We start from the raw sequence: 13,394 nt of genomic DNA on the forward strand, positions 1-13,394 counted from the left end.
TTGTTAAGGGGTTGGCGATGAGTCGGGTTCGTCGATGTCTTGTTGATTATTGTCTACGGGATCGAGTTTTTCGTCTAGAGGTTCGGGGACTTCGGGTTGAGTTTCTTCGACTTCGACAATCTCTGTAGCTTCTGGAGTCACTTGTTGAGTGGTGAGTTCGAGGAAGACATCTTCTAGACTAGCGCGAGTCCGGCGCATTTCATAGAGGTTAAACCCGCAAGAGACACAGGCGGCGACGATTTCAGGCCCGGGTTCGGTGTTGGGTTCACAGAAGATTTGAATTTTTCGGCGATCTTCTAGACTCTCTGGAAGATATTGTAGCGATCGCACGCCCGGAATGTGTTCAAATCGGGTTAATTTTTCGGGGTCTATCGTGCTGTCGAGTTCGAGTTCATATCCTGATCCGGCGGTGAGTTCTTCCATTAGGGTTTCTGGGGTTCCCGTCGCCACCACTTGACCTCGGTTAATAATCGTCACCCGATTACAGGTCATGCTCACTTCTGGCAGAATATGAGTAGACAACACAATTGTATGGTCTCCGGCAAGGCTTTTAATCAGGTTACGGACTTCGATGATTTGACGAGGATCTAAACCGACGGTGGGTTCATCAAGGACAATTACAGGGGGATCATGAACCAACGCTTGAGCAATGCCAACCCGTTGACGGTAGCCTTTGGAGAGTTTGCGAATTAGGGATTTTCGCCGTTCCCACAGTCCACATTTTTTCAGGGCGGCTTCTACGTTTTGTCTGCGATCGCCAGCAACGACTCGTTTGATCCGTGCTACAAAGTACAAAAAGCTCTCCACGCTCATTTCGGGGTACAATGGCGGGTTTTCGGGCAGATAACCAATGCGTTGACGAACGGCTATTGACTGTTCATGGACATCATAACCTGCGATTTTGGCGGTACCACTGGTGGCGGGAAGGTAGCCAGAGAGGATTCGCAGTGTGGTGGTTTTTCCGGCTCCGTTTGGCCCCAAGAATCCTAAGATTTCTCCGGCTTCCACTGAAAATGAGACATCCTGAAGGGCGGGAGTTGAACCATAGATCTTACACAGATTTTCGACTTCGATCATGGGGGGTGGGTTAAACTGCTATGATGCGATTAGTAATCAATAGTATCTCAGCTTGGAGATGTCACCAAAATTATAATTTTAACAGAATTATGAATGATCAATTATAAATTGATGATTGGAAAGTGAAGGTGCAAATCCCCGGTTTCTGTTATAATTATGAATGATCAATTATAAATTCTGAATTAGAAGTTAATTCAAAGAGTACAAAGACTTGTGAAATTCTTCAGGTCTTCCTCTTTCATTATCCAGTCCTCGCCCCGTTTATCTGAGCGAATCAAGAGCGAACTGAGCAAAAGCTGTTCAATTTGGGAGTTATATTTCAAAATAATCGGAAATTTTTTGACTTTGTTCTAACAACGGTTCTAAGCTACTCACCTGGAACCAAAACCAGAGTTCTCTTTGACTCGAAAATTCAATGCTACCGATCACGGCAGAAGAATAGTTTTTCGACCAACTCGACAATAGAAGTTGTCCAATATTGCCCACTTTATATTTAGGAATCATGTAAGTAATGCCGTAGTTACTGAGCGTACTCATCACTCCCATAACCCCATTAAAAAAAATATTACCCACCTCACTTAAGATTCCCTGATCAACTTGGTCTTGATCCAATTTTCGTCGTTCTTGTGTTTCAATGAGATAAATTAATGATTTAGCACTTTCAGCCGGAAAAACCAATTGCGCCATGCCCTCATAATTTCCTGAAAAAATCAGTTCCATCGCACTAATTTCGGTCAAAGTTAGGGAAGACTTGAGTTGAGATAGTAATTGTTCACGAGGAATAATCTCTAAAGTTTTGAGTTTTAACTCAATCGGAGACTTGGCAATTGTTTCTAACATCATCTCGGATCTTTCCAAGCCCACTTTAAAAATTTGCTGGAGTTGAGCAAGTGACTCGGCATTTGGGTTCATAAGTTCTCAAGTAACAGCTCTAGCTTGAATAAATCGACAGATTGTTCTTAACGTTAATTTTAGAGCAATGAGCAGTTAGCGAATACAGTCTGTCAACCCGATCCCCATTGCTAACTGCTACCCAAACAAAGAAACAGAGGACTTTTGAGCCTCACTCAAAAAATAGTCAGGGTTGGCGGACAATTCCAAAAACAGAAGTATAACCGTGTAGAAACGTCCCTTCTCCTACCGGGCCGATTTCCCCATTGCAGAATAAACCACTGACCGGAATATTGAGATAACGTTGAAATTGGCTAGAGTCAAAGTTGGGTTCGCCGTAGAGACCTTCTCCCCGTCCTAAACAGGAAAACATCAAAGCCCCTGCATTTGCACTCAGTTGAGATGAATTTGGATGTTGCTGTTGATAACGAGTCAGTAATGCTTGCAAGTCTTCTTTGGAGGTTTCAGCATCCCGGAGGTGAAATTGAATTCGTTGTCCAGGGCGAACCCGATCCCCAATAGCAATCGCCCCAATACGCGGATCTACCCCCAATAAGTTGCGAATGAGAAAATCTCCGGGTTCTAATTTTTGTTTAAATTCATCTCGAACAACACCCACAAAGAGAGCATTTTGAGCAAGTTGCCGATCAGGTTCGCTCAAATCTTGTACCAATTCTTGCAAAGCTTCTAAGGGTGAGAGTGATTCTCCCGATCCACCGTAGGATAACTCATCGCTGCTCAACTCTTCCTCAAGTGCGAGAATAATATTACGCTCTCCTTTGGTAACTCGATAAGGCAGACCTACCGGACGACAACCTTGAGCCACGATAGTTTCTAAGACAATGTTACCGCACAGAGCCATACCTACGACTTCTCCTTGATAATGTTGGGAATCGTAAAAAACGGCGGTGATATTGTTCAAACCCCCACTGGCTAAACCTCCAACCTTGACTGAACCGGGATAAGCATAATCGAGTCCTTGGAGTAAATCGTTAATCCGATTGTACATCGGGTCAACTAGCAGAATAAACTGAGGCTGTTGGCTCGGATCAACTCCGATCAAATCAATCCACGCTTGGGGAGGACTATCGAGATCAGGTAAGCCTTCAGCCGTCAAATGAAAGGGGTGAACTTGAACACCAGGTAAATGAGCCAAACTTAGACTGAGGGCGGGTTCTCCTTCGATTTCTTCGGCTTGACGGTTAGAATTGACCCCGACAATACCCCCACCACCACAGCCGATGATTGCTGAAAGGTTGAGTCGCTCTTGCAAAAGAGGCATCAGTCGAGAATATTCACTGGCAAAGGCAGAGGAGATAAAGACTAAGCCAAAATTGGGCGAGGCGGGTAGTGCTTGTTGAATTTGCTCTACAACTTCATCGATAGCAGCTTCTAGGGAAGGGCGTTTTGAGAGGGCATTAACCCACTGAATTTGGTCTGTTGCTGGTTCTACCATCTTAAACTCTCCGATATTGAATTGATTCAGTTGCTCACAATTGCCTCATCTTATCTAGAAATTCATGCTTGTCCCGCAGAAGTTAGAAGTGAGAAGGCAAGATCTCCCTATCTTCCCACCTCCCCATCTCCCGATACTGATCAATCACGCTTATGGTGGGAGACATGATCGCTTTGTTTAGATAAAATATATACGATTGGTGGCTTAAGCTGTATTTGTCGCAGTTGTGAAGGGGCAAACCTTAAAAAATCAAGAGGAATACCTAGCTCAAGCTGGGGATTGAGTTATCACTGATCAGTAGTGGTTAGAGTATTAAGCAAGGCAGTCTAGCGAAATAGCCGAACTTGATAGCTCATTAGTTTTCAGTTAGGCTGATTCTTTGTAAGGAAATATGTAGTTGAGGCGAACCCACAATGACCAATAATAATATTGATGAAATGATTGAGCAGGAGCGTCAACAGGCTCGCTCTGCTTGCGATACTCAAGGCTCTACTTCTGCCGAATGTGCAGCCGCTTGGGATGCTGTTGAGGAGTTACAAGCTGAATCTGCTCATCAAAAACAGAAGAAATCCAAGTCTTCTTTTGAAGTTTATTGTGATGATAATCCTGATGCGGCTGAGTGTCGCGTTTACGAAGACTAGAGGCTGTTGAGGCTGAAACGTCTTCGAGTTAACTAAAGGCTGTAGTATATGTGAGCAACTGAGACTTGACGAGTGTCGAGCCAGTTGCTTCCCTTTTGATTGATGTTTAATCTGTTGCTCTAAATGTTAGAAAATGTTGCATATCTTACCATTCGCTAACATTCCGGTATTGGAATCTTTTGTTTGGATGGACTATAGACTAGCTGTTTTATTTACAGTTATTGCTCCGTTAATTTTGCTCTTTTGGGCTTTTCTGCAAAAAATTGATGCGATCCAACGTTTACTCGTGATTTATTGGCGGGTGTCTAGTTTACTGGTGATTACGCTGTACTTGATGATTGCTGCTTTTCCGATTAGCTTTATCACTTCGATCCTCGCTCGAATTTTGATTGTGGTCAGTTTATGGTTTTGGGTTGATCTCAATGAAGAACTTGAGGATCTACAACCTTCTCTATTGAAGTTGAGCTTTACATCCTGGCGATGGGCGGTATCAGTTTATAATGGCTTGGGTGCATTGCTGTTTATTCCTTTTTTACGGTGTGCATTTTTGGATACGAATGGGTTGATTTCTGATCAAACTTGTCGCATTTGGTTAGATACTCCTTGGATGTATAAAGAGATGTTTCATCCCAATTTGACACCGCAATTCTTAGGCTTTTTTGGATTATCGGGTTTAGTGGTTTATCTGATTTGTTTTGGCTATTTTGTCGTGGTCAAACTCGGAAGACAAGGACGTTCAGCAACCGGACATTAAATCGTTTACAATTTACAGTGATCAGTGATCCGTTTTTTTAGCTGTTCACAGATTGCTGTAATTAGTAATCGGGCAGTAAAATAAACAAAGATTTAACGGCTTCCATTGCTAAAACAGCCACTAAACCACCCGCAGCCAAAAGACTCAACGGAATTAAAATAGCTTGCAATAAATACATCGTTTGCTCAAACTGTTTATTATAATAATTAGCGAGTTTATGTAGAGCAATATTGAGATGACCTGTTTCTTCTCCAGTTCGCAGAATTTGAATAGCCATAGAGGGTAAACGACCTTCCACACTTTGGCTAAAAGTATACCCGGCTGGAATTTGACCTAAAGCAATTGTCAGTGTTCCAGACATTTTGGAAGACTTAGGAATGCGATCGCGAACCAGTTCAATCGCGGTTAAAACTGGAATACCACAATTGAGAGGAAGTTCCAGTTCTGCGAGATCAAGCATCGAACGGGCAGTAAAAATTCGTCGAACTAAAGGTAAACGAGGTGCAATTTTAGGAGCAACAAAACCCAAAGCCATAAGAAAAATTCCCACCAATACCCAAACCCAAATCGGACTTTTGGATGTATAAAGCAGAGTAATAATTAACCCCGAAACACTCACTATCGTTGTAATCGCAGCCACTTTGACAGAACGGTAAAGACTCTGACAATCATGTTCCCGTTGAGCGATTTGTGACAAACGGTAGCACATTTCTGGCAATGCACCACTATAGTCAGCAATTTGAATCAGGCTAATCGTCCAGCGATCAAAGTACCGAGGCGCATGAGCAAGTGCTGAGGCGAGATCGTCTCCCAAAGCAACGGCTGTACTGACTTTATTGAGATAACGAGCCAATCGATCATCACTTTGTTGAACCAATAAGTCGATGATCTCTTGGATACTAAAGCCAGAGTTGAGCAAAGTCGCGAACTTTGAGAAGAATCGAGCCTTCTGTTGCGGAGTCATGCGTTCCAAATACTAACCCCATATTGTTGCATAAAGGAGCCTCAGAAGATGGCGAATCTCTTAAGCACCGTTACCTGCTTGCAACTTAACTAAGAGTTGATTTCGCTTGGCGATCGCTTCGGAATGATTCGGTTTGAGTTCTAGGGCGACTCCATAGGAAGCAAACGCCTCTGGATAGCGCTGCAACTGTTCAAAGGTTTGTCCTCGTCTGATCCAGGCTTCACAACAATCGGGCTGACGTTGGATGATCCGATCATAAGTATTGATCGCTTGCTGATATTGGTGAGTCGCTTCTAACACTCTCCCCAACATCAACCGAACAGTATAATTATCGGGCCAAATTTGAATGGCTTGGCTGTAGGCTTCAAATGCACTAGAATACTGCTGCACCTGTTCACAAGCTTGTCCGAGTTTGATCCAAGCTTCAAAATTATCGGGTCGGAGTCGAACAACTTTTTTATACGCAACGATCGCTTCAGAATATCGCTCTAGCTTTTCTAACGCTTCACCTCGTTGTAATCCGGCTTGTGTTGCTAGGGTTTGATTTTCTGACGTCAGAAGTAACACTTTATCGTAAGCGATCACCGCTTCTTCATAGCGATCTAACTGTTCTAAGGCTTCACCTCGACAGTTCCACACTTCGAGAAAATCGGGTTCAATTTGTAAGGCGTTATCATAGGCGATGATGGCTTCTTGGTATTGTCCCAATTCACACAAGGCAATCCCTCGACCTAACCAAGCTTCGGGAAAATTGGTGTTAATTTGGGTGGCTTTATCAAATGCGGCGATCGCAGAATGATATTGTTGGAGATCGAGGAGAATTTGACCCCGACTGATCCAAACCGCCGGAGAGTCAGGATTCATTTGTAGGGTTTGATCGATACTGCTTAAAGCGGCTTCCGGCCATTGGGACTTTAACGCCATACCCTTATAAAACCAGGCTTCATAGTCTTGGGGTTGAAGCTGAATCACCTGTTCGTAGGAAGCGACGGCTTCAGCATATTTGTGTTGTTTTTGCAGGGCGATCCCGCGATTAAACCAACCTTGGTAACTTTTGGGTTGGAGTTGTAGGGCGCGATCATAGGAGGCTACTGCTTCAGAATATTTATATTGATTCATCAGCATTTCACCCCGATTAAACCAGGCTTCAAAGTTATCGGGTTGCAACTGTACGGCGCGATCGTAAGATTCTACAGCCGACTCGTAGCGTTCTTCGTTCATCAGCGCATTGCCTTGATGGTACCAAATGGCTGACATATCGGGTTTAATTTCAATGGCTCTTTTGTAGGAGGCGGCGGCGGCGGAAAATTTAAAAGTTGATTCTAAAGCAAGTCCTCTTTCGTACCAGGCTTCAAAGTTATTGGGTTCGATTTTAATGGCTTTGTCAAAGGAGGCGATCGCTTCTGGGTATCGTTCCAGTTTGGATAGGGTAATCCCCCGAAATGTCCATCCCCAATAGTCTTTGGGTTTGATTTTGATGGCGCGATCGTAGGAGGCTAAGGCTTCTTTGTAGCGTTGTAACTTTCTGAGGGAATTTCCCCGTCGCAACCAGCCTGCATACCAGTCTGACTTGTATTGAATGGCTTGGTCATAGTGATAAAATGCGGCTTCAAAGCGATCAAGTGCGTATAAGCGATTTCCACGCCTAAACTCGGGGTAGGCTTTAAAGATACCAAACAGTCCAGACTGGGATGTTGCAGTTGGTTTTGCAGGAGATGAAGATTTTAAGGGGAGAGCTAGGGAGGTCAATTCTTCTGGCATTTGCCACCTCTGAGTTCTGAGTGCTGACTTTTTATTTTTCTATTTTAATTGCCGACTGAACAAGGTTTCGTTCTTTTTTGAATGGAGTTTCCTCTGTGCGTTGTGCTGCGCTCACACACCCGACTTAGACTTTCCCGCAGCTTTTGGTTTCTGAAATTGTCTGTTTGAGCAGATAGCAAATATCACGTTTTAAACACGCTGTCAATCCCAAGAATATATAAATAAATTATGGAATATATATATTTTATTTATAGTTCTGATTCAAATTTCGACATAATTATTCTCAAATAGGGCAAGATGGTTGATGGGAGTTGTCATGCTATTAGTTCACCACCTCAGTTTTTCGGTCGGGAACTTCAGCAGACTCAAGAATTGGATAGTTCACTCCTCAGTTGATTTTGCGTAGCTATTCGGATCTGATCGACAAAGTGCTGTAGACCCTAATAGTAGGATGCTTTTGCATTTTGTCGGCATAGAATGAGTTAACTAATGAATATTGCATATTATACAATGCCCCATCTAGCCCTTGCTAGTTGGGTCAAGTCTCACGGACAAAATGCCTCTGAAGGCATCTCTAAAAGCTTAAAGCAGTTCTTGGGTTCAAAACCTCAGTTTGCTCCTCTAAAACCCTTGCGACAGTCGCTTGAGGGAATTGAGGTCAAAGATCCTAAATTTGCTAAACTTTTATGTCAACTGATCCCAGCCCAATGTCCTTTTGAGCGTACAATTCAGTTTAGAGGTCGAGTCATTGTCAATATTCCTCCCTTGTGCAAACTCAATCCGGTTTACGAAGAAGTTGTTAGCCTACGGTTTCGAGCATTGTGTTATCTAGCTGATGTCTGTGGGGAAGATATTACGCCCTATTGTACAAACTGAAAACGACTTACAGCTTGGAGGGCTGAAAAGCACCCGTCATTTGAAACTCAGTCCTCTTGATCTCTATTTTCCAGTTTCAAGACCATTGACCCGAAAAAATACTTCCAACCGCCAGACGAACTCGCTTGATATCTTCTTTTAACAACGGTGGCCATTCAACCCCCTGACTCCGACCTTCTTCAAATAGCAGGTGACTTTCTATTGATAATTGATACAAGGCAGAAACTAATTCTCGTTCTAGGGCTGAACTGTCTTTCGCCGCATCAAAGACTATTTTTAACGCTAACAAAATTGACGTGAGTTGACCGGGTATCGGAGGCTGACCTTGTTTCAGGCGGAACAGAAAAGCATCGGGGTTTTTTTGGGTTTCTAGGGCTTTTCCTTGAGTGATCACGAAGTTGCGGGCTGTTTTATAATCCATAGAACTCTCAATACTTGATCACGAATTAGTCAGTCATTAAGCTCTTGATTCTCTAGACTAGAACTAGGTTTTCCACAAAACTTTTCCACTTTTCCACAAACTTTTTGAGCTTTTCCACAAAATATAACCTGTTCTTAAGCTATTAGTGAATTTTCCTTAACATTTTCCGGGAAGTTGAAATCGGTGTAGAAATTCTCAAGGGTTTTCATCTGTAATGACAACAGTGTTGCAAGTAAGACGCTTGCTGGCTAACTAATTTACAGTAACCAGTAACCAGCTTTTACAGTGATCAGTTATCAATATTCTCTATCTACTATTTACTGTTAACTGGTTACTCTCAGCGCGAAGTTGCTCTACTGGAGGAGACCCCAAGATCGCAGTTCGCGCTGATCACTAATCACTGATATCTATTCCCATTCGATGGTTCCAGGCGGCTTAGAGGTAATGTCATAAACCACCCGATTAACCCCTTCGACCTCATTGACCATCCGGTTTGAGATGATTTCCAATAAATCATAGGGAACCCGTGACCAATCGGCTGTCATCCCATCTTCACTCGATACAAACCGCAGAACGACCGGATGAGCATAGGTGCGTTGATCTCCCATTACTCCAACACTACGAACCGGAAGCAACACCGCAAAAGCTTGCCAAAAATCGTGGTAAATTCCCTGTTTACTAATTTCATCGCGAACCACAAAATCTGCATCTCGCAAAATTCGTAGACGTTCAGGAGTCACTTCCCCGATAATCCGAATGGCGAGTCCAGGCCCGGGGAAAGGATGACGGCGAACAATTTCTTCTGGTAAACCAATCGAACGTCCGACTTTACGAACTTCATCTTTAAACAACTTTCGCAGAGGTTCAATCAGTTTAAAGCGTAAATCTTTGGGTAAACCCCCGACATTGTGATGACTTTTAATTTTTACGGCGACTCGTTCCCCGGTTTGCGGATCAACGTTGGTATCAGCAGACTCGATCACATCTGGGTAAAGGGTGCCTTGAGCGAGATAATCAAATGGCCCGAGTCGGCTCGATTCTTCTTCAAATACTCCAATAAATTCGTGACCGATTATTTTACGTTTTTCTTCGGGATCAGTTACGCCATTGAGTTTGGTCAGAAAACGTTCGCGGGCGTTAACGTATTGTACGGGAATGTGAAACTGTTCCTCAAATAGCTTGACCAGGCGTTCGGGTTCATATTTCCGCATGAAGCCTTGATCGATAAACATACAAGTGAGATTATCACCAATGGCTCGGTGCATTAAAAACGCCAGGGTTGAGGAGTCTACACCACCGGAAAGCGCTAGTAAAACTCGTTTGTCACCGACTTTCGCCCGAACTTCTCGAATTGCTTCTTCCACAAAGGCTTCGGTTGTCCAGGTGGGTTGACAGTTACAAATGTGATAAACGAAATTTCTAATTAGGGCTAAACCCCCGACTGAGTGAACGACTTCGGGGTGAAATTGAACGCCGTAGAGTTTCCGTTCGTGTTCTGCGATCGCCGCACAAGGAGTATTCTCAGTATGGGCGAGAATTTCAAAGCCTGTCGGTAACTGAGTACAAGAGTCGGCGTGACTCATCCACATGGTTGAACCATTTTCAACGTTGGTGAGTAAGTCAGTCGGATCATCAATGAGTAGAGAGGCTTTTCCGTATTCAGCCCGTTGAGCGCGTTCGACTTGACCGCCAAGCTGTTGTACCATCAATTGCATCCCATAACAGACTCCTAAAATCGGAATACCCAGATTCCAAATATTGGGATCGCAATGGGGCGCACCTTGATCGTAAACTGAATTCGGGCCGCCAGAGAGTATAATGCCTTGGGGATTTAAGGTTGCAAGTTGTTCAGCAGTGGTGCGATAGGAAATAACTTCTGAATAGACTTCTGTTTCTCGAATCCGGCGAGCAATTAGCTCTGAGTATTGTGAGCCGAAATCCATAATGACAATCATTTGTCGGTTGACGGACCCAACAATAGGGGTGTCTGATTGGGGTTGAGTTACTGTCTCGGTCTGGGGAGCCATATCGAGGTTGGGATTAATGAATAAATAAGAACTTGGATAACTATAACCAGACCCTCTCTATCTCTGCCGAATTTAGCCAATAGAGAGGGTTTTTTTCTGTTACTGACTAGGTGAGGAACAGATTCAAAACCTTTGTCTGGGAATATCCCAGAAGACCAGTTGCGAGTTGCTCTTTCATCGGGGTTTGGGGATAAAATCAAATACTTTTTTCCGACTGATTCGAGCTGGGGTGACAACTCTATTTCCCGACTGATTAGAGCAAGTGATTATTTTGACTAGAATAGCAAATTTCTGTTAAAAGTGTATCGCCTGCTGCACTTTTTATAACTATTTTACGCTTACGATCAAACAATACTGAACCCACGATAACCTGACGCTGTATACGATCGCGGATATACGCTTGTGATCTTTGGTCAATTGTAGATGCGATCGATTCATAAATTTGCTTGACCCAACTCAAATTTTGTGATTCGGAATTTTCATCGAGGCTTCGCAGGTGGTTTAATGCAGCTTCGGTGGTTTCGCAGTGAAAAATTGTCTGTAAATGCTCGGTGGATAAGCCTAAGTTAGCGCAATGAGCGGTTAATATTTCTAGACGTCCATCGGCGAGATGATGATGGGTGTGAAAGATTCCCCCGGCTAACTTGATTAATTTTCCATGATAACCAAATAATAGAATAGACTCGATTCCAGCAAGTCCGGCTGCGGCTAACATTGGCCCTAACCAATTGGCGGTTTTGACGGTTTGTTCGGGGGAAATTCCTAATTTTTGGGCGAGATCTAAACCATTTTCTCCCACACAAAATACTAAGGATTTATACTGAGTGGCTTTTTGGTTGAGTTCCTCGCAATAGGCTTCTAATTGTCCGGGTGCGCTGAGGGGTTGGGAGATACCTGTTGTACCGAGTAGGGATAAGCCTTCTACGACTCCAAAGGCTTCGTTTGAGGTTCGTTTTGCCAGTTGCCGACCTTCGGGTAAAATGATGGTAATTTGTATTCTGTCTGTGGGTTTGAGGAGTCGTTCTAAGTTTGTTTGAAATAACCGTTGAGCATAACTATAAATTGCTGGATTTCCACTATTTTTATTATAACCAATTCCTTCACCTCCGATTAAGGTGATTTGTTCGTTTTGTTCTCCGATAATATTGGTTTTATTATCGGGAATTTCAACAGTATTTTCGATGAGTTCTACCATCGCCCAAATCGGAGTATTGCGAGTTAAATCGATGTTATCTCCCGGATCAGAACGGGTAATAGCTAAAGCGGTGTTGGGTTTAATTTTAGCAATTTGTTCGATGGTAATTTCAACCGTTTGAGCGGGTTCAATTAAATCAATTTCAACAGTATTGAGAGGATGCTTTTGTTGAGATGTAGGAAGTTTTGCCCCCCTAACCCCCCAAATTTGGGGAGAACCTTCATAGTCATTCATTGAAAACTGCTGTAAATACTTCAAGGCTGCGATCGCTCCTGCACAAGCAAACACGGGTAAAGTATATCCAGAACGAGGTTGAGAAGGGGTCATTGATTTAATTTTAGCATGAAGTAATATTATTTATTTTAACAATTAAAAGCTTGTTTAATGGATAAGAAATTAATTTTCAATTATCATTTGGAGGATGCCAGCCATTCATTACCCAACGTCTTCGAGCGACTAAAATTACAGAATTATTCATCCGTAGAGCAATAATTGTACCTCGACCCCTGCTAGTTAAACCTTCTACTCTAATTCCGTCATAACTCCATTGAAAATGCTCTGACCATTGTTGTTTTCTGGGGTTAAACAAAAAAACGGTTTCTCCTGTTAAAGGATCGATAGCTTCTGTTATATCACTTTTAAATTCATTACAGGTACGACAAGCTAAACAAACATTATCAAAGATTGTTTCTCCCCCTTTAGAACGAGGTAAAATATGGTCATATGTCATGGGAATACCGCTATTAGCTTCACTCGTTTGGCAGTAACAGCAACGACAACGATCGCTTTGCTCAATTTGAGTGCGTAAATTTTTAGGAATATAAGCAGACATGATTTAAGATAGAGTTAGGTTATATCCTCGCCAGCGAAGTAAGGCTGATGCTTGAGCTTTTCGCAGCATAAAAAGGTCTGCTTCTTGTCGTAATTTTATCAGTTCAAGTTGTTCAGTATCCGTAAGACTGTTACTTTGGTTCCGCTCAAGTAAAATATTGTATCGCTCCATTTCTGCTGTTGTTTTTCGGTTGTTAGCAATTTGCAAAAGTGTATTATTATCTAATTGATCTAAAGCAGCTAGTTCAGTTTGAAACTCTGCGGGTACATCCTCATAAGTTGGAGGACTACCCACTTGTAAAGCATGAAGCATTACTTGTTCAATAGACTGTCCTGTCGCACGAGCGGTATTCACTAAACGCTGATACAGAGGTTCTGGTATTTGAAGGGTAACGGTTTCAACCTGCATCTTTAGCCTCTATGATTTTGTCAAGCTTTAGAGGTTATATTATACATCAAATGTTACAATTTAGAATGTCAAATCATCACAAATCATTAAT

At 42.9% G+C, this 13,394-nt stretch carries 13 protein-coding genes; 3 read left to right on the forward strand and 10 right to left on the reverse strand.

Features of this window, described 5'->3' with window-relative positions; translation table 11 throughout:
• Window positions 1-3: 3 nt before the first annotated feature.
• The 3 genes from L8106_RS01785 to L8106_RS01795 all read right to left on the reverse strand — a co-directional run bounded on the left by L8106_RS01785 (window position 4) and on the right by L8106_RS01795 (window position 3,424).
• Complete coding sequence (locus L8106_RS01785; RefSeq protein ID WP_009782448.1) at window positions 4-1,077, reverse strand: ABC transporter ATP-binding protein; 1,074 nt, start codon at window positions 1,075-1,077, stop codon at window positions 4-6.
• 312 nt (window positions 1,078-1,389) lie between these two features.
• Entirely contained in the window at window positions 1,390-1,989 is a 600-nt protein-coding gene (locus L8106_RS01790; protein ID WP_009782449.1) for a hypothetical protein, read from the reverse strand.
• Between the two features lie 166 nt (window positions 1,990-2,155).
• The gene (locus tag L8106_RS01795; RefSeq protein WP_009782450.1) at window positions 2,156-3,424 is read right to left on the reverse strand and encodes an FIST N-terminal domain-containing protein; all 1,269 of its coding nucleotides are present in this window, start codon (window positions 3,422-3,424) and stop codon (window positions 2,156-2,158) included.
• Window positions 3,425-3,837: 413 nt separating this feature from the next.
• On the opposite strand from L8106_RS01795, the gene L8106_RS01800 reads away from it, so the two are divergent.
• Window positions 3,838-4,065 (forward strand): Calvin cycle protein CP12, encoded by a 228-nt coding sequence (locus L8106_RS01800; RefSeq protein WP_009782451.1) that lies wholly within the window; start codon window positions 3,838-3,840, stop codon window positions 4,063-4,065.
• A 133-nt stretch (window positions 4,066-4,198) separates the two neighbouring features.
• Window positions 4,199-4,819, forward strand: coding sequence for a DUF3177 family protein (locus L8106_RS01805; protein WP_039895275.1), 621 nt, complete (start codon window positions 4,199-4,201; stop codon window positions 4,817-4,819).
• Window positions 4,820-4,880: 61 nt separating this feature from the next.
• Here L8106_RS01805 and L8106_RS01810 read toward each other — a convergent pair whose 3' ends face one another.
• Window positions 4,881-5,783 (reverse strand): type II secretion system F family protein, encoded by a 903-nt coding sequence (locus tag L8106_RS01810; protein WP_009782453.1) that lies wholly within the window; start codon window positions 5,781-5,783, stop codon window positions 4,881-4,883.
• 60 nt (window positions 5,784-5,843) lie between these two features.
• Window positions 5,844-7,544, reverse strand: coding sequence for a tetratricopeptide repeat protein (locus L8106_RS01815; protein ID WP_009782454.1), 1,701 nt, complete (start codon window positions 7,542-7,544; stop codon window positions 5,844-5,846).
• A 489-nt stretch (window positions 7,545-8,033) separates the two neighbouring features.
• Here L8106_RS01815 and L8106_RS01820 point away from each other — a divergent pair, with 489 nt between their 5' ends.
• Window positions 8,034-8,420, forward strand: a complete 387-nt coding sequence (locus tag L8106_RS01820) for a Mo-dependent nitrogenase C-terminal domain-containing protein (RefSeq protein WP_009782455.1) — start codon at window positions 8,034-8,036, stop codon at window positions 8,418-8,420.
• A gap of 76 nt (window positions 8,421-8,496) precedes the next feature.
• Here L8106_RS01820 and L8106_RS01825 read toward each other — a convergent pair whose 3' ends face one another.
• The 5 genes from L8106_RS01825 to L8106_RS01845 all read right to left on the reverse strand — a co-directional run bounded on the left by L8106_RS01825 (window position 8,497) and on the right by L8106_RS01845 (window position 13,303).
• Window positions 8,497-8,841, reverse strand: coding sequence for a hypothetical protein (locus tag L8106_RS01825; RefSeq protein ID WP_009782456.1), 345 nt, complete (start codon window positions 8,839-8,841; stop codon window positions 8,497-8,499).
• Between the two features lie 407 nt (window positions 8,842-9,248).
• On the reverse strand, window positions 9,249-10,868 hold the full coding sequence (gene guaA / locus L8106_RS01830; protein WP_009782457.1) for a glutamine-hydrolyzing GMP synthase: 1,620 nt from the start codon (window positions 10,866-10,868) through the stop codon (window positions 9,249-9,251).
• Window positions 10,869-11,121: 253 nt separating this feature from the next.
• Window positions 11,122-12,390 carry a cobalt-precorrin-5B (C(1))-methyltransferase CbiD gene (gene cbiD, locus L8106_RS01835; protein WP_009782458.1) on the reverse strand — a complete coding sequence of 423 codons (1,269 nt, stop codon included), beginning with the start codon at window positions 12,388-12,390 and terminating at the stop codon, window positions 11,122-11,124.
• Window positions 12,391-12,466: 76 nt separating this feature from the next.
• A complete protein-coding gene (locus tag L8106_RS01840) occupies window positions 12,467-12,895 on the reverse strand; it encodes an HNH endonuclease (protein WP_009782459.1) in 429 nt (142 codons plus the stop codon).
• A gap of 3 nt (window positions 12,896-12,898) precedes the next feature.
• Complete coding sequence (locus L8106_RS01845; RefSeq protein ID WP_009782460.1) at window positions 12,899-13,303, reverse strand: hypothetical protein; 405 nt, start codon at window positions 13,301-13,303, stop codon at window positions 12,899-12,901.
• Window positions 13,304-13,394 lie beyond the last annotated feature (91 nt).

Source organism: Lyngbya sp. PCC 8106 (genome assembly GCF_000169095.1).
Classification (GTDB): domain Bacteria; phylum Cyanobacteriota; class Cyanobacteriia; order Cyanobacteriales; family Microcoleaceae; genus Capilliphycus.